This is a genomic window from Methylobacterium mesophilicum (assembly GCF_022179445.1).
GTDB lineage: Bacteria > Pseudomonadota > Alphaproteobacteria > Rhizobiales > Beijerinckiaceae > Methylobacterium > Methylobacterium mesophilicum.
In genome coordinates, this window is sequence record NZ_BPQU01000002.1 from 171,879 (window position 1) to 189,670 (window position 17,792).

The following is a 17,792-nucleotide window of genomic DNA, read 5'->3' on the forward strand; positions in this document are numbered from 1 at the left end:
CCACCGATGCATGAAACGCGCGGGCATGGAGGCCGAGACGAGGCGCCCGTCGGACCCGGGAGGGCGGGCCGAGGACGGATCCGCGGGCGAGCCCCTGGGCCGGTCCTGCGTGCACCTCTGCGTGGACATGCAGCGCATGTTCGCCGAGCCGACGGATTGGCAGACCCCGTGGATGCCGCGCGTCCTGCCGCAGGTGCGCCGCCTCGCCGAGGCCCACCCGGACCGGACCGTGTTCACCCGCTTCATCCCGGCGGCCCGCCCCGGCGAGGGGCGGGGCACGTGGGCGACCTATTCGGCCCGGTGGTCCGGCATGACGCGGGCCGCGCTCGATCCCGGCCTGATCGAGCTGGTCCCCGACCTGGCCCGCCTCGTCCCGCCCGCGGAGGTGATCGACAAGACCGTCTATTCGCCCTGGCTGGAAACGGACCTCGACGCCCGCCTCCAGGCGCGGGGCGTGGACACCCTGGTCGTCACCGGTGCGGAGACCGATGTCTGCGTGCTGGCGGCGGTGCTGGGCGGCGTCGATCTCGGCTACCGCATCGTGGTCGCCACGGACGGCCTGTGCAGCTCCTGCGACGAGGCCCACGACGCGCTGATGACGATGTACCGGATGCGCTACGGCCACCAGGTCCTGACCCTGACGACCGACGCGATCCTGGAGCGCTGGCCGTGAGACGCGTCCGGCCGTCTTGAACTGTTATAGTCAAGCTCTGGCGCGATAGCCCGCGCGGGATCCGCGGTGTTCCGGATCACGAACACTCGATGTGTGCTGGATCACGCGCGAAAAACAGTCGCGACCGTCGAACCGAACGGCAGCGTCACCGTTATGTCCTCGAACACTATTCCGGAGGGAAGGACATGGCCAAGCACGAGATCCTCGGGTACTTCGAGCACCGCCGCGACGGGGCCTGGGTGTGCGTCCGGCCGTTCACCCTGACCACGCGCGATGCCAGCGTCGACATCCGCCAGGGCATGCGCTTCGATTACGGCAAGCGGGTCGGCGGTCTCGACCTCGCCGAGTACCTGGAGCAGCTCGGATCGCAGTTCGGGTCGTAAGGCTGCCCGGACGAAGCGGACCGCGCGCAACGATCAACGTCCGTGGAGGGCGCCGGGTGGAAACCCGGCGCCCTTCGGCGTTTCAGGCCCCGCCCCATTGCATCGTGAGGCCGCCATCGACCACGAGCGTGTGGCCGGTGACGTAATCGGCGCCCCCCGATGCGAGGTAGAGGATCGCCCGGGCGATATCTTCGGGTTGGCCGGCCCGGTGCCACGGGATCCGCTCCAGGGACTGGTCGAGCACCGCGGTCTTCTCGAAGCGGTCGGCGGTCATCGGCGTCTCGATCAGGCCGGGGGCGACGTTGTTGACGTTGATCCGGTCCTCCGCGAGTTCCCGCGACAGGCTCCGGCACAGGGAGCCGAGCCCCGCCTTCGACATGCCGTAGGGGGCGCTCTCGGGGGTCGGCAGGTGCTGGGCCACCGAGGACACGAACACGATCTTGCCGCCGCCGCCCTGCGCCCGGCGCATCCCGATGAACGGGCGCGCGCAGAACAGCGGCCCCATCAGGTTCACCCGCAGGATCCGCTCCAGCACCGCGTCGTCCATCTCGGCGACCGGCATGCCGCTCATCGCCTGACCAGCGTTGGCCACCAGGATGTCGAGGCCGCCCAGCTCGCTTCCGACGCGGTCGTAGGCGGCATTCACCGCGGCGGCGTCGCCGACGTCGAGTTGCAGCACCAGGGCGCGGCGGCCGGCCGCCTCGACCCGGGCGGCGGTCTCGCGGATCCCGGCCTCGTCGGTGTGATAGGTGATCGCCACGTCCGCCCCCTCCCGGGCGAACAGCTCGGCGGTCGCCTGCCCGATGCCGGAATCGGCTCCGGTGATCAGGGCTCGCTTGTCGGTCAGGATCATCGTTGCGTGCCTCGTGCGTGCGCCGCCGTGCAGGCGGCCGGATGCCGGGGCAATGGGTCGGACCCGGGAGGGTTCCGGCCGCGCCGACCCGCCGCGGGCGAAGCCGGGTCCCGGGAACCGGGGGTCTTTGACGCCCGCCGCGCCCGTGCCCTACTGAGGAGCATGTCCCTGGATACCCCGACCCCCATGCTCACGGAGGAGAGCGCGCCGACCACCCGCTGCCGCATCCTGGCGACGGCGGCGGCGTATTTTCGCGAGATCGGCTACCAGAAGACCACCGTGGCGGACATCGCCCGGACGCTGAAGATGAGCCCGGCCAACGTCTACCGGTTCTTCGAGTCGAAGAAGGCGATCAACGAGGCGGTGCTGGAGCGGCTGATCGGCGAGATCGAGGCCCTGGTCTCCGAGGTCGCCGCCCGCCCGGGCCTCGGCGCCACCGAACGCCTCGTGGCGGCGATCGACCTCCTGCACCGCGACTGCACGCGGCGCTGCGAGGAATTTCCCCGGCTCCACGAGATGGTCGAGGCGGCCATGGGCGAGAGCTGGGAGGTCTGCCGGCACCACATCGCCCGGGTCACGGCCGGGTTCGAGCGCATCGTCCGCGACGGCGTGGCCCGGGGCGAGTTCGAGGCCGCCGACCCGGCGGAGGCGGCCGCCTGCATCCATGCCGGCATCGCCCGCTACACCCATCCGCTGCTGGTCGGGCAGACCGCGCTCCAGCCGGTCCCCTCGCTGGAGGCCATGACGGCGTTCCTGCTGCGGGGCTTGGCGCCGCGGGGGCCAAGCGGTGCCGGACCGGCGCAAGGCGCACGACTGGGCTGAACCGATGACGCGTCGCCGGCCTCCTCGCAGCACAGCCCGCACGATCAACGGTGGCGTACGGCATCCAGCGAATGGGATCGCACCCCTCATGGATATCGATCGCGCCTTGCCTGAGCCGCTCACCGATGCGGAACGCGCCGCCGCTCAACGCGGCCTGGCCGACCTGCACGCGGGTCGGTTCGCGACGACGGCAGACGTCGAAGCCGCGTACCGCCGCTTCAGACCTCAGCGCCTCGATCCGGATCCGACCCCCGATACGAAGCGCTGAGCCGATCCGAAGACATTACTCCGAGGCCCGCCCCGCCTCCGGCGCCGGCTCGGACACGCTCGGCTGCGGGCCGTCATAGCCCTCGATCACCAGGATCTCGGCATCGACGCCGCCGCGCTGCTTGGCCTTGGCCGCCTGGTAGAGGTCGGAGTTCCAGCAGGCGAGGGCGTCGGCGTAGCTCGGGAACTCGATCACCACGTTGCGGGAGCGGGGCTGGCCCATCACCGCCTCGAAGGCGCCGCCGCGCACCAGGAAGCGCCCGCCGTGCTTGGCGAAGGCGATGCCGTTGGCGGCCACGTAATCCTTGTAGGCCTCCGCGTCGCGGACATCGACCCGCGCGATCCAGTAGCCCTTCGCCATCCTGTGCCTCATCGGTTGCGGGGTTGAGATGGATTCCGGCCGCCCGAAGGCAATGCCGGGCTTCAGGCCAGCTCGGCCACAATCGCCTGCGCCACGGCACGCGGGTCGGCGGCACCGGTGATCGGGCGCCCGACCACCACGTGGTCGATCCCGACCCTGCGGGCGTCCCCGGGGGTCATCACCCGCTTCTGGTCGCCGGCCTCGGCGCCGGCCGGGCGGATCCCCGGGGTGACGATCAGCCGGTCCGGCCCCACGATCCGCCGGACCGAGGCCGCCTCGGCCGCCGAGCAGACGAGGCCATCGATGCCGATCTCGGCGGCCTGGGCGGCCCGCTTGGCGACCAGTTCGGCCACCGGCAGGGCGTAGCCGGCCTCCGCGGCGTCGGCGTCGTCGTAGGAGGTCAGCACCGTCACGGCCAGGATCTTGAGGCTCGCGCCCCGGCCCCGCACGGCCGCCCGCATGGTCTGCGGATAGGCGTGAACGGTGAGGAAGGTGGCGCCCAGGCCCGAAGCCGAGCGCACGCCCTCCTCGACGGTGTTGCCGATGTCGTGGAGCTTCAGGTCGAGGAACACCTTGAGCCCGCGCGCCGCGAGCCGCTCGGCGAGCGCCAGGCCGCCGGCGTAACCCAGCCGGTAGCCGATCTTGTAGAAGGTCGCGGCATCGCCGATCCGGTCGATCAGCGCCTCGGCCTCGGGCACGCCCGGGAGGTCGAGGGCCACGATCAGGCGGTCGCGGGGGTCGGCACTCTCGGTCATCGCGGCGTCCTTCGGGCTGGCGGCACGGACCACGCCGCGGCGATCCCTGTCAATCAGGACCGGAGCCTATCAGCCGCGCTTGTCGGCCTTGGCGCGCCGCCTGCCGCGAACGAGCCCATCGGCCAGGGCTTCGTTCATGCGCGCCTGCCAGCCGGGACCGCCGGCCTGGTAGGCGGCGAGCACGTCGGGATCGACGTTCAGCGAGACGGGGACGCCCTGCGCATTCGCGGGGCGCCGGCCGCGCTGGTCCAGGGCGGCCGCGAGGTCCGGCGGCAGACCTTCGGAGCCGAGCCGCATCTGGGCCAGCTGTTCGGTCGTCAATTCGGGATTGTCGGACACCACGTCCCAATCCGCCTGCGAATAGGCCGCGTTCGGGACATAGCCGGGGGCGTGATCAGAGGGCTTCATAGCGGGATCTTTCCGTCCGGTTGGCGCGGCGGACGCTCACGACGTCGAAGGCTTCGGTCCCCAACGGCGAGACGATCACCACGACCACGGCCTCGCCGAACCAGGTCCCGATGAGCAGGAAGCGCGCGCGACCGGTGCGGCTCGGCTTGGTCGGGGCAGTCGCGTAACGGTCGAAGCTGAAGGCCTCCTCGAACTGGGCCGGATCGAATCCGTGCTTGGCGATGTTCGCCGACCGTTTCGGTTCCTGCGCGATGAACTTCACGAACCGCAGCATAGACCCAAACCCCGGGACTGGAAGCGGCAGCGCGTTGAAATCCGCAGCTGGATTTATGCACCCAGCACCCGCGCCACCTCCGCCTTGAGCACCGGCAGCAAGTCCGCCTCGAACCACGGCTCGCGCTTGAGCCAGCCGTTGTTGCGCCAGGACGGGTGGGGCAGGGGCAGGACCCGGGGGCGGCGGGGCTCGTCCAGGAGCGCGCGCCAGCGCCGCACGGTGCCGGTCAGGCCGCCCTCCATCCGGCCCAGGTGCCAGGCCTGCGCGTACTGGCCGATCACCAGGATGAGTTCGAGGTTCGGCAGGCCGGAAAACAGCTCGGCGCGCCAGCGCTCGGCGCATTCCCGGCGCGGCGGCCGGTCGCCGCCCTTGGCGTCGAGACCGGGGAAGCAGGAGCCCATCGGCACGATCGCCACCTGCGCGGGGTCGTAGAACCGCGCCTCGTCGAGGCCGAGCCAGCTGCGCAGCCGGACGCCCGACGGGTCGGTGAACGGCATCCCCGTGCGGTGGGCCCGGGTCCCGGGGGCCTGGCTCGCCACGCAGAGCCGGGCGCCGGTGCTGCCCTGCACGATCGGCCGCGGCTCCTGGGGGAGGGGCGGCCCGTAGAGCGGGCTGTCCCGGCACAGGCGGCAGGCGCGCAGGCGCGCGGCGGTGTCTTCGAACGGGGCGTGTGCGGGCATCGTTGCCAAGATGGCGAGCGGCCGCGCAGAAACCAAAAAAAACGGCGCGGTGTCGCGCCGCGCCGTCGTCAGTCGGGTCTCTTACTCAGGTCTCTTGCCTTGGGGGGAAGGCCCCTCCGTCCTACGCCGGGGCCGGGAGGCGCGCCGTGCGATTCGTCACGCGCCCTTCATGCCGGAGAGGTCGAGGGGCAGGGCGCGCAGGCGCTGCCCGGTGGCGGAGAACACCGCGTTGGCGATGGCCGGCGCCAGCACGGGGACGCCCGGCTCGCCGATGCCGGTGGGCGCGGCCTGGCTCGGCACGATATGCACCGCGACCTGCGGCATCTCGCTCATGCGGGTCGGCGCGTAGGCGTCGAAATTGTGCTCCTGCACCTGACCGTCCTTCAGGGTGATGCGGTTGCGCAGCACCGCCGACAGCGCGAAGCCGACCGCGCCCTCGACCTGGGCGCGGATCACGTCCGGGTTGACCGGGATTCCGACATCCACCGCCGCCACGATCCGGTTCACCCGGATCCCGGAATCCTGGGCGGTGACGTCGGCCACCATGGCGACGTAGGAACCGAAGGATTCGTGGACCGCCACCCCGAGGCCGCGGCCCTTCTCCTGCGCCTTGTCCGACCAGCCGGCCTTGTCGGCGGCGAGCTTCAGCACGGCGGAGAGCCGCGGCGCCTGCGTCAGCAGCGACAGCCGGTAGGCCACCGGATCGACATTCGCGGCGTGGGCCAGCTCGTCGATCATCACCTCCATCACGTGCGCCGTGTGGGTGTGGCCGACCGAGCGCCACCACAGGACCGGCACGCCCTCGCGGCCGTTATGGATGCCGAAGCGGTAGGCCGGCAGCGCGTAGGGCGTGTCGGAGGCGCCCTCGACGGTGGTCGAGTCGATCCCGTTCTTGACGATCATCGCCTCGAAGGGCGAGCCGATCATGATCGACTTACCGACCATGACGTGGTCCCAGCCGACCACCGCGCCCTTGGCGTCGATGCCGGCCCGGACCTTGTGCAGCACGGTCGGGCGGTAATAGCCGCCGGCCATGTCGTCCTCGCGGGTCCAGACCAGATGGACGGGGGCCTTCTCGCCGGCGGCCTTGAGCACGGTGGCGGCTTCCGCGAGGTAGTCGGCGGTGGGCGTCGCCCGGCGACCGAAGGACCCGCCGGCCCAGTTGCTGTGGAGCCGGACCCGGTCGGGGGTCACCCCGAGGATCGCCGCCATGGTCGCCTGCTCCACGGTCTGGAACTGGAAGCCGGCATAGACGTCGTAGCCGCCGTCGGCCGCCCGCTCGATCGTGGCGTTCAGGGGCTCCATCGCGGCATGGGCGAGGTACGGGAAGGTGAACTCGGCCTCGATCACCTGGGCGGCGCCCTTCAACGCGGCCTGCGGGTCGCCGCGCTCGGAGGCGGTGAGGCCGGGGCCCTTGGCGCGCTCCCGGTACTCGGCCAGGATCGCGTCCGACGAGCGGGTCTCGGCGGTGCTGTCGTCCCAGGCGACGGTGAGCGCCTCGCGGCCCTTCATGGCCGCCCAGGTGTCCCGGGCGATCACCGCCACGCCGGTGGGGACCTGGACCACGTCGAGCACGCCGGCGACCTTCCGGGCGGCGGCGGCGTCGAAGCTCTTCACGGTGGCGCCGAAGCGCGGGGCGCGGGCCACCACGGCGGTGACCTGGTTCGGGCGGCGGATGTCGAGGGAGTAGACCGCCGAGCCGTTGGTCTTGGCCACGGAATCGAGGCGCGGCACCGTCCGGCCGATCAGCGTCCACTCGCTCGGGTCCTTGAGCCGCGGCTCGGACGGGACCGGCAGGGAGGCGGCCGAGGCCGCGAGTTCGCCGAACCGGGCCTGCCGGCCCGAGGGCTCGTGGCGGACCACGCCCTCGGCCACCGTGATCTGCGCCACCGGGACCTTCCAGCGGAAGGCCGCCTCGGCCATCAGCATCTCCCGGGCGGCGGCCCCGGCCTTGCGCAGCTGGAACCAGGAATTGGCCACCGCGGTGGAGCCGCCGGTGCCCTGGATCGGGCCCATCAGGCTGTTGTTGTAGAGCGTGGCGTCCGCGGGCGCGAACTCGGTGCGGACCGTCTTCCAGTCGGCGCCGAGCTCGTCGGCCAGGATCGTGGCCAGCCCGGTGGTGTTGCCCTGGCCCATGTCGAGGTGCTTGATCACCACCGTGACGGTGTCGTCCGGGGCGATCCGCACGAAGGCGTTGGGCTGGGCCTTGACGCTCGCGAGGTCCGGGCCGGCGGCGGCCCGGGCGGGTTTGGCGTCCAGCCGGAAGGCGACCACGATGGCGCCGGCGCCGGCCAGGAGGCCGCGGCGGCTGGGACGGACGGGGGATGCGTTCGGTCGACGGGCGTTCAGCATGGCGGCGATGCTCCGGTCAGGACCGCGGGGAGGGGCAGAGGGGGCTGCAGGGGGGCTGCAGGGGGGGGTCTTCAGGCGAGGTCGCGCGCGGCCTCGTGGATCGCGGCGCGGATGCGCTGGTAGGTGCCGCAGCGGCAGATGTTGCCGTCCATGGCGCCGTCGATGTCCGCGTCGGAGGGCTTGGCGTTGCCGGACAGGAGCCCGATCGCCGACATGATCTGTCCGGACTGGCAGTAGCCGCACTGCACGACGTCGAGCTTGCGCCACGCGGCCTGGACGGCCTCGGCCACGCGGCCGGACACGCCCTCGATGGTGGTCACCTGGGCGGTGCCGACATCGCCGACCTTGGTCTGGCAGGAGCGCACCGGCTGCCCGTCGAGGTGGACCGTGCAGGCGCCGCACTGGGCGATGCCGCAGCCGTACTTGGTGCCGGTGGCGTCGAGGCGGTCGCGCAGCACCCAGAGCAGGGGCATGTCCGGGTCGGCGTCGACCGTGTGGGTGACGCCGTTGACGGTGAGCTTCGGCATGGTCGGCGGCCCTCGATCGACACGCGGGATCCGGGCGCGCGCCGGATCGCGGCGCTTCGGCCCCGCCACGCGGGTCGTTTACCGTAACCGGCCCCGCCAGGCCAACGATGTGTGGCGTCGCACGTCGATCCGGCCGGCGGATCCCCATGGCGCGGACGCCGATACGTAAGATGCGACCGATGCCGGCAGCCGCTTCTTAAGACATCCGCCCCATCCTGGCGCCGTCGCCCCCCTGCCCAGCTGCCTCGCCGCCGCGTTCGAGCCGAGTTTCAACAATCCCATGTCCGATCTCACCGTCGAGATGGTGCAGCGCGGTCGCGGCCCCTCGACGGAGGAGGCGGCGCGACGCCTCGGAGTCGCCCGCGAGATCCGCTCGGCGCGCGAGAAGCTGACCTCGCAGACCGGCCTGGAGCGGGCCTTCGACCACGAATTGCTCCGCCATTACGCCCGGTACCGGGCCGGCGCCGGCATTCCGCTGGTGCTGTTCGCCGTCACCCTGGCCACGGCGGCGACCTTCTGGATCGCCCCGGTCGTGGCCGCGCTCTGGGCGCTCGGCGTGATCCTGATGGTCACGCTCAACACCACGCTGAGCCGCGGCTTCCTGCGGGCCGACGCGGCCACGATCCCGCTCGCCCGCTGGCGCCGCCGCTTCCTGATCGGCGAGGTCCTGCAGAGCCTGTCGTGGTCGGCGATGATCGGGCTCGGCACCACCGGCGGCTGGACCTTCGCGCTGTTCGGCCTCGTCATCGCGGCCGCGGTCTCGACCATGCTGGCGGCGACGGTGCCGGTGGCGGCGGTCGCCGCCCTGGTGCCGCTGGTCCTCGCCACCGCGTCGCTGGCCGCCTGCTCGAAGGGCATGGAGGCGCTGCTGCTGGTGCTGATGGCCGCCGGCGCGCAGCTGTTCTTCCTGGGGCTGGCCCGCCGCCTCTACGCCTCGACCGTGGGCGCCCTGCGGTCCCGGGCCGAGAAGGACGCGGTGTTCGGCGAATTGGAGCAGGCCAAGGCCAATTCCGACGAGGCGCGCCGCCGGGCCGAGGAGGCGAACCTCGCCAAATCCCGCTTCCTCGCCACCATGAGCCACGAGCTGCGCACGCCGCTCAACGCCATCCTGGGCTTCTCGGAGGTGATGAAGAACGAGGTGTTCGGCATCCACACGGCGCCGTCCTACCGGGAATACTCGAACGATATCCACGACAGCGGCATGCACCTGCTGAACCTGATCAACGAGATCCTCGACCTGTCGCGCATCGAGGCCGGCCGCTACGAGCTCAACGAGGAGGCGGTGCAGCTCGCCCACGTGGTCGAGGAATGCCGCCACATGATGGGCCTGCGGGCCAAGGCGAAGAACCAGACCTTCCACGACCTGGTCGACGCCTCGCTGCCGCGGCTCTGGGCCGACGAGCGGGCGCTGCGCCAGATCGTGCTCAACCTGCTGTCGAACGCCGTCAAGTTCACGCCGCCGGGCGGCGAGATCTGGCTGAAGGTCGGCTGGACCGCCTCGGGCGGGCAGTACGTCTCGGTGAAGGACAGCGGACCGGGCATCCCCGAGGACGAACTCGGCACGGTGATGTCCTCGTTCGGCCGCGGCTCCCTGGCGATCAAGACCGCCGAGCAGGGCTCGGGGCTCGGCCTGCCGATCGTGAAGGGGCTGGTGGAGCTGCACGGCGGCCAGTTCCAGCTGTCTTCGCGGCCGCGCGAGGGCACCGAGGTGATCGTGACCCTGCCGGCCTCGCGGGTGATGGACACCCTGCTGCCCGTCGATGTCGGCGCGGACGCGTTCGTGACGGTGCGGGGCGCCTTCAACCGCGCGGCTTGAACCAAGGGGTTCCCGAAGGGCTGAGCCCTTCGGTGGGGGTTCGGGGGCGGAGCCCCCGATCATCGGGCGAAGCCCGACACCAGGGCTCCGCCCCCGAACCCGCAAGAGGTCTCGGACCTTTCGAAACCGGGACCTTACGGGGTCTCGGCCACGGCGCGGATGCGGTCCCACTCGGCCTCGGTGACCGGCTGCACCGACAGGCGCGAGTTGTTCACCAGCACCATGTCGGCCAGCGCCGGATCGGCCTTGATCGCGTCCAGCGTCACCGGCCGGGGCAGCGCCGCGACGGCCTTCAGGTCGACCATGCCGAACCGGCCGGTCTCGTCGGTGTGGTCGGGGTAGTAGGGTCGGATCACCTCGACGATGCCGACCACCGCCTTGCCCTCGTTCGAGTGGTAGAAGAAGCCCCGCTCGCCGACCTGCATGGCCATCAGGTGCTTCTTGGCGAGGTGGTTGCGCACGCCGTTCCAGTGGGTGCCGACCGCGCCGGCCGCGACCTGCTGGTCCCACGACCAGGTCGCGGGCTCGGATTTGAACAGCCAGTACGCCATCACGCCGTCTCTCGCGGGGCCGCCCCGTCGCGGCGACACGGCCCCCATAGCGCAGCTGTCCCCGGCGCGGACAGGCCCCTCCGGCCCCGGCTCACCGCCCGTTGCGGCCGAGCACGAGCCGGCTGGCCCCCGCGAAGGCCCAGGCGCAGAGCCCGCCATACAGCATGACCCCGTCGAAGCCCCGGACCAGCGCCTGCCGGGCGATCGATGCCGTCACGTCGCCGGCGTCGGCCAGCGCCGGATTGCCGGCCGCCACCGTCTCCGCGAGGGTGTCGAGCGCCGCCCCCTGCGCCAGCGGGGCGAGACCCGCCCGGACGCCCTGGAGCAGGAGGAAGCCCATCAGGGCGATGTTGACGGCCAGGGCGATCATCCGCGCGCTCATGTCCATGCCCGCGGCCATCCCGGCGCGCTCCGGCGGCAGGGCGCCCGTGGCGGTGTTGGTGACGGGGGTGTTGGTGAGGCCGAGCCCGGTGCCGGCCAGGAGGCAGCCGGGCAGCAGCGTCAGCCAGCCCGCCTGCGCGCCGGTGGCGGCCGCGCGCATCAGCAGGAAGCCGGCGCCGATGGTGAACAGGCCGAGCGGGATGACCACGCCAGGGCCGTGGCGCAGGAGCAGGCGCTCCGCCAGGGGCGGCACCACGAGGGTCGGCAGCGTGTAGGCCAGGAGCGCGAGGCCCGCGGTCACGCCGTCGTAGCCCAGCACCGTCTGGAAATAGATCGGCAGGTAGATCACGAACGGCCAGAAGCTGAAGTTCATCGCGCTCGATCCGAGCAGGGCGCCCGCGAAGCGACGGTTCCGGAAGGCCGCGACGTCGAACATCGGCCGCGCCACCCGGGTCTCGACCACGACGAACGCCCCGAGGCTCGCGGCGCCGGCGAGCGCCAGCAGGCTCGCGGGGTCGTCCCCGTGAAGCGGCTGCCCGCGGGTGATCAGGTAGACCAAGCTGAACACCGCGAACGACAGCGTCGCGATGCCGGCGACGTCGACGCGCCGGGCGTGCGGATCGGAGGATTCGACGACGCCGGCCCGGGCCAGACCCAGGGTGACGACCGCCAGCAGGACGTGGACCAGGAACACCCAGGCCCAGCTCAGGGCCGCGACCGTGACGCCGCCGACCAGCGGGCCGAAGCCCAGGCCGAACCCGAACACGATCCCCCACCAGGCATAGGCCTTTCCGCGCTCGGCGCCGTCACGGAACTGGTGGGACAGCAAAGCGGTCTGGCAGGCCAGCATGGCGGCGGCGCTCGCCCCCTGGAGGACCCGGGCCGCGATCAGCATCGGGGCGCTCGGCGCCAGCCCGCAGACCAGGGAGGCCGCCCCGAACGCCGCCACGCCGATCAGGAACACGCGCCTGCGGCCGAACCGGTCGGCCAGGGTCCCCATCGCCATCAGGCAGGTGGTCATGGCCACCGTGTAGGCGTTCATGATCCATTGAAGCTGCCGGAAATCGGCCCCGAGGACGCGTTCCAGGGTCGGCAGGATCGCCGGGATGCTGGAGATCTCCAGCCCCAGCATGAGGGCGGACAGGCAGATCGCGGCGAGCGCCAGGGTATTCCCGGTCCTGCGATCGACGGGAACCAGACCCGGATCGGCCCCACGCAGGGATCCGGACAGATCTTCGAGGTCACCAAACTTGCTCGTCATGGATCGGCACCTTCGTGGGCGACACGCGGACGCGGCGAGCTTCGCGCGTGCTTGATCACAACACAATCGAATGGCACTCTATTTCAGTGATGACGAAACTGGATGGTGCCGGTGCTGACCCTGGACGTCGACGCGGTCCGGACCTTCGTGACGGTGGCGGACCACCGGAGCTTCACCCGGGCCGCCGAGGCGCTCGGGGTGACGCAGGGCGCCGTCAGCGTGAAGCTGCGGCGGCTGGAGGACAGGCTCGGCCAGCGGCTGATCGAGCGCACGCCCCGCCAGGTCCGGCTCTCGGCGCAGGGCGAGATCTTCATCGGTGCGGCGCGGGCGTTCCTGGCCGCGCATGAGCGCGCGGTCGCGGGCCTCACCGAACCGCGCCGCCGCTTCCGGCTGGGGATCGCCGCCCACGTCATGGGACCGGAGGTGCCGGGGCTGCTCGCCCGGCTGAAATCCCTCGATCCCGCTCTGGCGATCGAGGTGCTGCTCGACAACGCCCGCCCCCTACTGGACGGGTTCGAGGCCGGCACGCTGGACGCGGTGATCATCCGCAGCGACGACGACCGGCGCGACGGCGACATCCTCGGGCCGGAGCTTTTCGGCTGGTTCGCGGCCCCGCATTTCGAGCACCGGGCCGGCGAGCCGTTGCGCCTGGCCGCGACGTCGCCCTGCTGCTCCGTGCGGGACGTCGCCATCCAGTTGCTGGACCGGGCCGGGATTCCCTGGACGGAGGTGTTCGTCGGCGGCACCGCGGCGATCAGCGCGGCCCTGTCGGCCGGCCTGGCGGTCTCGGCCTTCCCGCGCCGGCTCGCCCCGGCCGACGTGATCGATGTCGGCGACGCGCTGAGGCTCCCGCCGATCCCCTCGCTCGCCCTGGTGCTGCACTCGTCCCTGACCGATCCGCGCAGCAAGGACGCGCTCCGGGCGATCACGGCGGCATTCCGGGAGCACCGGAGGGGTTAGCAGCCCGATCGTGTCGTCCGGGGTGCAGTGCGCGCCTCACCGGCTCCAGGGAACGCCGGACCCTGCCTTGGATCCGCAAAAGGTCTCGGACCCAACCCTTTCACGGTGATTGCAGGAGCATTCGGTATTGGACTGTTCCGCTTGGCCAGTGCCCCCTGGTCTTTGCAAAGGCCGTTCCGAAAACGGCCTCGATATCTCGGGGCTGCGAAAGCGCAGATCGGCCCCCCTCGGTTCAGGTCGCCGCGCTCACCGCGAGCGGCGGCACGGTCTTGCGCGGCGACCGCACCGCATTTCACCCCAGAACGAGCGTTGAAGTCAGACCGTAAGCGCCGATTGTACTTGGTAGAGCACGCCGATCACGGTGGTCACGTCAATGCCGGTTCTGTTGCTTTCCCCGTGCGCGATCTTGTTCCGGTACCCATAGTATCGCATTGCGAGCGCCCACTCGCTCCCCCTTCCAGCCTGCTTGTCGAGCAACAGTGACAGTCGGTCCTCAAATCTTGTTTTATCTAAATTATAATTGTAAAACTTTCGGCGCTCGGACCAATCAGTATGCGCCTGGCCAGCCGTGATCATCGCTACAAACTTCGCGTTGATCTCATTTTCGAGCTGGCCCCATAGCAACACAAAATACGCATTGTCGTTGAAACGCCGGTAATCTTGGAGGATCGCTTGGCGCGGGAGGTTGCTGTCATTGAGCGCACTGTTTAGTTCGCCCAACAGATAATTTTCGGTCTCTGTGTAGGCTGCGAGAATTTGCGGCACCAAATTCATTGCAGCGCGGCGAGCCAAGAGGATTGATTCAAAGTTTCTGTGTCCCGACGGGATCCCGGATCGGAGATGCGCCACCCCGAACCCGCGCTCGGGGGAACCCCCGTGATCAGGTAACGCCGCGACTTGGTGAGCAGATCGAGCCGGCCGTCTCCGCCGATGATCCACAGCCCGTACGGTATGATCTTGGCCTTCCAGCTAGAAGCGTCGTCGATATTGAGAACGGGAAGTTCAATGGGATCGATGCCGTAATTTTTCATCATTTCCTCGTGCATCGTAAGATGCTGCGAGGTATCCCATTTGTATTCAGTCGGGGACCAGTCCTTTAATTGGCGATAAAGCGCATTGATACGATCTCGCCATTCGCCCACCCGCGCTTGGGCGGTGACGAAGCCGATCTCTTCGGTATCTTCGATCAGGGCCGTGTAGGACGACATGATGGGTACTCGGTCATCGCGATCGTCGAATGATGCCGTTAATGGCCTCCGAAGTCGAGGAACGCGTACCGCTGCGTTTCCGGCCCACTCCCCCGGCCGCGCCACCCACAGGTCGCCCCGCGGCTGCTCGATCGCTGTTACTGCAGCCCGAGGGTGCTTGTGCGCACCAAGCCCAAGCCTGCCCCCCCGGCGACGCATAAGCCCGGGTGACAGGGTCGGACTGAAAGCGGCGACCCCACGGTCAAGCTACGTAAACTCAGATCCTAATCCATCTCGCCGCGCAGCGGCCGGGCCAGCAGGCCGGCGATCACGTCCTCGACGCCGGCCCGGCCCGTCACGATCGCCGCGACGGCCTGGGCCACCGGCATGTCGATCGACCGGGCCGCCGCCAGGCCGGCCAGGGCCGCGGCCGTGAAGGCGCCCTCGGCGAGCTTGCCGCCCGAGGCCGCCTCCGGGCTCGCCCCGGCGCCGAGGCGCTGGCCGAAGGCGAAGTTGCGCGATTGCGGCGAGGAGGCGGTGAGCACGAGGTCGCCGAGGCCCGAGAGGCCCATCAGGGTCTCGGGCCGGCCCCCGAAGGCCCGGGCGAAGCGCATCAGTTCGGCGAAGGCGCGGGCGATCAGGGCCGCCCGGGCGCTCTCGCCCAGCCCGCGGCCGGCCACGATCCCGCAGGCGATGGCCAGGACGTTCTTGCCGGCGCCCCCGATCTCGACGCCGCGCACGTCGTCGGTGTGGTAGAGCCGGAAGCTCGGCCCCGAGAGCAGGGCACTCAACGACGCGGCGAGCCCGGGATCCGTCGCCGCCAGGGTGACGGCCGTGGGCAGGCCGCGGGCGACGTCGGCCGCGAAGCTCGGGCCGGACAGGACCGCCACCGGCGTTCCCGGGGGCAGGACCGCTTCGGCCACCGCACTCAAAAAACTGTCGCTGCCGCGCTCGATGCCCTTGGCGCAGAGGATCACCGGCCCGGCCGAGGCGAGGGGGGCGCGCAGGGCTTCCAGCACGCCACGCACGGTCTGGGCGGGCACGACCAGCAGGGTCGCCCGGGCGCCCGCGAGTTTTTCGGAGAGCGCTGTGGCGTGGATGCCAGCTTGGAGCGGCACGCCCGGCAGGTAGCGCGGGTTTTCCCGCTCGGCGTCGAGCCTGGCGGCGGCTTCCGGGTCGCGCAGCCAGAGGGTCACGGGATGCCCGGCGGCCGTGGCCGCGTTGGCCAGCGCCGTGCCCCAGGCACCGCCGCCGACGACGTTGATGGGTGCGCTCATGCCGAAACCCCCGCCTGTTCGAGCCGATACAGCACGTGGCTGCGCAGCGGCCCCTCCGGCACCGCCGGATGCGCGAACGTGCCCGCCCGCACCATGCCGAGGCGCTCCATCACCGCCTGCGAGCGGCGGTTGCCGGACGCGGCATACGCCACGACCGCCCGGATGCCGCAGCGCCCGGCGAGGTCGGCCAGCGTCAGCCGCGCCGCCCGGGTGGCAAGCCCCTGGCCCCAGGCGTCCCGGGCGAGGCGCCAGCCCAGTTCGATCGTCGCGCCGACCCGCTCGCCCCCCGGGAACGGCATGGCCCGCATGATCCGGAACGCGCCGACGAAGCCGACGAACCGGCCGTCCCGCTCCAGGGCCCAGGGGCCGAACCCGTCCGCCACGAAGCGCCGGTCGTAGCTGCCCGCCTCGGCGGCGCTTTCCGGCTCGGTCCGGGGCCGGGGGAAGAATTCCATCACCGCCGGATCGGCGTTGAGCGCCGCGAAGGGCGCCGTGTCGGCCGGACGCCAGCGGCGCAGGAGCAGGTCGCCGTCACGGAGATGATCCGGCACCGGGGCGGTTGCAATCTTGCCGCGCCAAGCCAGGGAGCGCCGGTTCAGCAGGGCGAGGTCGGCGGTGCCGGCCAGCACCGCCTCCCCGAGGGCGATCGCGTGCTCCAGGCCGTCGGCGGGCATGGTGGCGTGGGCGGGCGCCGCCACGCTGTCGCGCCAGGGGCCGCCGCAGGCGTTGTCCAGGAGGATGCGGGCGAAGCAATGGTCGAGGCGGACCGGCCAGCCGGGCCGGGCGGCCTCGGGCAGGCGGCGCGCGACGAGGTCCCGCCAGTGCGCGCGCCGGTCGGCGGCGGCGCTCATCCGGCCGGGACCGCGTCCCGGGCCGGATCGGCGGCGAGCGGCCAGCGGGGGCGGGCCGGCGCCGTCAGGTCGTCGACGAGCCCGAGCCGCAGCCGCTCCAGCCCGGCCCAGGCGATCATGGCGCCGTTGTCGCCGCACAGCGGCAGGGGCGGGGCGACGAAGCCGAGGCCCGCCTCGCCGGCCAGCGCCGCCAGCGCCCGCCGGATCGCGCCGTTGGCCGAGACGCCGCCTGCCGCCACCAGGGCGGTGGGCCGGCCGGCGACGCCCGAGAACGCGCGCAGGGCGACCCGGGCGCGGTCCACCACCACGTCGACCACGGCGGCCTGGAAGCTCGCGCACAGGTCGGCGACGTCGCGCTCGGCCAGCGGCGCGATCCGCTCGGCCTCGATCCGCAGGGCGGTCTTGAGGCCCGACAGGGAGAAATCCGCCTCGCGCCGGCCCAGCATCGGCCGGGGCAGGTCGAAGCGCTCGGGATCGCCCGATTCGGCCATGCGCTCGACCTCGGGGCCGCCGGGGTAGCCGAGGCCCAGGAGCTTGGCGACCTTGTCGAAGGCCTCGCCGATGGCGTCGTCCACCGTGGAGCCGAGGCGCACATAGTCGCCGACCCCGCGCACGGCGACGAGCTGGGTGTGGCCGCCCGAGGCGAGCAGCAGCAGGTACGGGAAGGGCAGGTTGTCGGTCAGCCGCGCGGTGAGCGCGTGGGCCTCCAGGTGGTTGACCGCGAGCAGCGGCTTGCGGGTCACCAGCGCCAGGGTCTTGGCGGTGACCAGGCCGACCAGCACGCCGCCGATCAGCCCGGGCCCGGCCGCGACCGCGATCCCGTCGAGGTCGGGAAACCCGATCCCGGCCCGGTCGAGGGCGCGGGCGATCAGCCGGTCGAGCACCTCGACATGGGCCCGGGCGGCGATCTCCGGCACCACGCCGCCATAGGCGGCGTGCTCGGCGATCTGGCTCAGGATCTCGTTGGCGCGGATCTGCGCGGCCCCGTCCTCATCGACGGACACCACGGCGGCGGCGGTCTCGTCGCAGGTGGTCTCGATGCCGAGCACGGTCTTCACGGGCCACTCCCTAGGGTCATCGGACCTGCAGGCCCCGCCCGGGAGCCCGCCGGGCCGGCGTAATGCGGGCGCCGGGCGGGCGCAATGACCGCCCC

Annotated in this window: 21 protein-coding genes; 6 read left to right on the forward strand and 15 right to left on the reverse strand. The window is 71.5% G+C overall.

What is annotated here, in order from left to right; translation table 11 throughout:
- The first annotated feature begins 10 nt into the window (after positions 1-10).
- Complete coding sequence (locus tag MFF40_RS03375) at positions 11-673, forward strand: cysteine hydrolase family protein (RefSeq protein WP_281408038.1); 663 nt, start codon at positions 11-13, stop codon at positions 671-673.
- A 185-nt stretch (positions 674-858) separates the two neighbouring features.
- Entirely contained in the window at positions 859-1,056 is a 198-nt protein-coding gene (locus MFF40_RS03380) for a hypothetical protein (protein WP_007563351.1), read from the forward strand.
- 82 nt (positions 1,057-1,138) lie between these two features.
- Here the strand turns inward: MFF40_RS03380 and MFF40_RS03385 are convergent, their stop codons facing one another.
- Positions 1,139-1,909 (reverse strand): SDR family NAD(P)-dependent oxidoreductase, encoded by a 771-nt coding sequence (locus MFF40_RS03385; RefSeq protein ID WP_238259676.1) that lies wholly within the window; start codon positions 1,907-1,909, stop codon positions 1,139-1,141.
- 162 nt (positions 1,910-2,071) lie between these two features.
- Between MFF40_RS03385 and MFF40_RS03390 the strand changes: the two genes are divergently transcribed.
- Positions 2,072-2,731 (forward strand): TetR/AcrR family transcriptional regulator, encoded by a 660-nt coding sequence (locus MFF40_RS03390; protein WP_147908423.1) that lies wholly within the window; start codon positions 2,072-2,074, stop codon positions 2,729-2,731.
- Between the two features lie 88 nt (positions 2,732-2,819).
- Positions 2,820-2,999, forward strand: a complete 180-nt coding sequence (locus MFF40_RS03395; protein WP_147899242.1) for a hypothetical protein — start codon at positions 2,820-2,822, stop codon at positions 2,997-2,999.
- 15 nt (positions 3,000-3,014) lie between these two features.
- On the opposite strand, the gene MFF40_RS03400 is transcribed toward MFF40_RS03395, so the two are convergent.
- The 7 genes from MFF40_RS03400 to MFF40_RS03430 all read right to left on the reverse strand — a co-directional run bounded on the left by MFF40_RS03400 (position 3,015) and on the right by MFF40_RS03430 (position 8,355).
- A complete protein-coding gene (locus MFF40_RS03400) occupies positions 3,015-3,359 on the reverse strand; it encodes a DUF1330 domain-containing protein (protein WP_147908424.1) in 345 nt (114 codons plus the stop codon).
- A 62-nt stretch (positions 3,360-3,421) separates the two neighbouring features.
- A complete protein-coding gene (pyrF, locus tag MFF40_RS03405; RefSeq protein WP_147856818.1) occupies positions 3,422-4,114 on the reverse strand; it encodes an orotidine-5'-phosphate decarboxylase in 693 nt (230 codons plus the stop codon).
- 69 nt (positions 4,115-4,183) lie between these two features.
- Complete coding sequence (locus tag MFF40_RS03410) at positions 4,184-4,522, reverse strand: BrnA antitoxin family protein (RefSeq protein WP_238259677.1); 339 nt, start codon at positions 4,520-4,522, stop codon at positions 4,184-4,186.
- A complete protein-coding gene (locus MFF40_RS03415) occupies positions 4,509-4,796 on the reverse strand; it encodes a BrnT family toxin (RefSeq protein WP_058193135.1) in 288 nt (95 codons plus the stop codon). Before MFF40_RS03415 ends, MFF40_RS03410 begins: the two co-directional genes overlap by 14 nt.
- Before the next feature lie 53 nt (positions 4,797-4,849).
- Positions 4,850-5,476, reverse strand: coding sequence for a uracil-DNA glycosylase family protein (locus tag MFF40_RS03420; RefSeq protein ID WP_238259678.1), 627 nt, complete (start codon positions 5,474-5,476; stop codon positions 4,850-4,852).
- Positions 5,477-5,632: 156 nt separating this feature from the next.
- Positions 5,633-7,828, reverse strand: coding sequence for a xanthine dehydrogenase family protein molybdopterin-binding subunit (locus MFF40_RS03425; protein WP_238259679.1), 2,196 nt, complete (start codon positions 7,826-7,828; stop codon positions 5,633-5,635).
- A 71-nt stretch (positions 7,829-7,899) separates the two neighbouring features.
- The gene (locus tag MFF40_RS03430) at positions 7,900-8,355 is read right to left on the reverse strand and encodes a (2Fe-2S)-binding protein (protein ID WP_147856989.1); all 456 of its coding nucleotides are present in this window, start codon (positions 8,353-8,355) and stop codon (positions 7,900-7,902) included.
- A 280-nt stretch (positions 8,356-8,635) separates the two neighbouring features.
- Here MFF40_RS03430 and MFF40_RS03435 point away from each other — a divergent pair, with 280 nt between their 5' ends.
- Positions 8,636-10,171 carry a sensor histidine kinase gene (locus tag MFF40_RS03435; RefSeq protein ID WP_147856990.1) on the forward strand — a complete coding sequence of 512 codons (1,536 nt, stop codon included), beginning with the start codon at positions 8,636-8,638 and terminating at the stop codon, positions 10,169-10,171.
- 134 nt (positions 10,172-10,305) lie between these two features.
- On the opposite strand, the gene MFF40_RS03440 is transcribed toward MFF40_RS03435, so the two are convergent.
- Entirely contained in the window at positions 10,306-10,722 is a 417-nt protein-coding gene (locus tag MFF40_RS03440; protein WP_147897646.1) for an EVE domain-containing protein, read from the reverse strand.
- 91 nt (positions 10,723-10,813) lie between these two features.
- Complete coding sequence (locus MFF40_RS03445) at positions 10,814-12,364, reverse strand: MFS transporter (protein WP_147897645.1); 1,551 nt, start codon at positions 12,362-12,364, stop codon at positions 10,814-10,816.
- A gap of 102 nt (positions 12,365-12,466) precedes the next feature.
- Here MFF40_RS03445 and MFF40_RS03450 point away from each other — a divergent pair, with 102 nt between their 5' ends.
- Positions 12,467-13,324, forward strand: coding sequence for a LysR family transcriptional regulator (locus MFF40_RS03450; protein ID WP_147897644.1), 858 nt, complete (start codon positions 12,467-12,469; stop codon positions 13,322-13,324).
- Positions 13,325-13,639: 315 nt separating this feature from the next.
- Here MFF40_RS03450 and MFF40_RS03455 read toward each other — a convergent pair whose 3' ends face one another.
- The 5 genes from MFF40_RS03455 to tsaD all read right to left on the reverse strand — a co-directional run bounded on the left by MFF40_RS03455 (position 13,640) and on the right by tsaD (position 17,697).
- Positions 13,640-14,116, reverse strand: a complete 477-nt coding sequence (locus tag MFF40_RS03455) for a hypothetical protein (RefSeq protein WP_238259680.1) — start codon at positions 14,114-14,116, stop codon at positions 13,640-13,642.
- Positions 14,095-14,532 (reverse strand): hypothetical protein, encoded by a 438-nt coding sequence (locus MFF40_RS03460; protein ID WP_147897643.1) that lies wholly within the window; start codon positions 14,530-14,532, stop codon positions 14,095-14,097. The genes MFF40_RS03455 and MFF40_RS03460 overlap by 22 nt, the downstream gene beginning before the upstream one ends.
- 263 nt (positions 14,533-14,795) lie before the next feature.
- Positions 14,796-15,788, reverse strand: coding sequence for an NAD(P)H-dependent glycerol-3-phosphate dehydrogenase (locus MFF40_RS03465; protein ID WP_147897642.1), 993 nt, complete (start codon positions 15,786-15,788; stop codon positions 14,796-14,798).
- On the reverse strand, positions 15,785-16,639 hold the full coding sequence (locus MFF40_RS03470) for a GNAT family N-acetyltransferase (protein WP_147897641.1): 855 nt from the start codon (positions 16,637-16,639) through the stop codon (positions 15,785-15,787). Before MFF40_RS03470 ends, MFF40_RS03465 begins: the two co-directional genes overlap by 4 nt.
- A complete protein-coding gene (tsaD, locus tag MFF40_RS03475) occupies positions 16,636-17,697 on the reverse strand; it encodes a tRNA (adenosine(37)-N6)-threonylcarbamoyltransferase complex transferase subunit TsaD (RefSeq protein WP_147897640.1) in 1,062 nt (353 codons plus the stop codon). The genes MFF40_RS03470 and tsaD overlap by 4 nt, the downstream gene beginning before the upstream one ends.
- Positions 17,698-17,792: the final 95 nt, after the last annotated feature.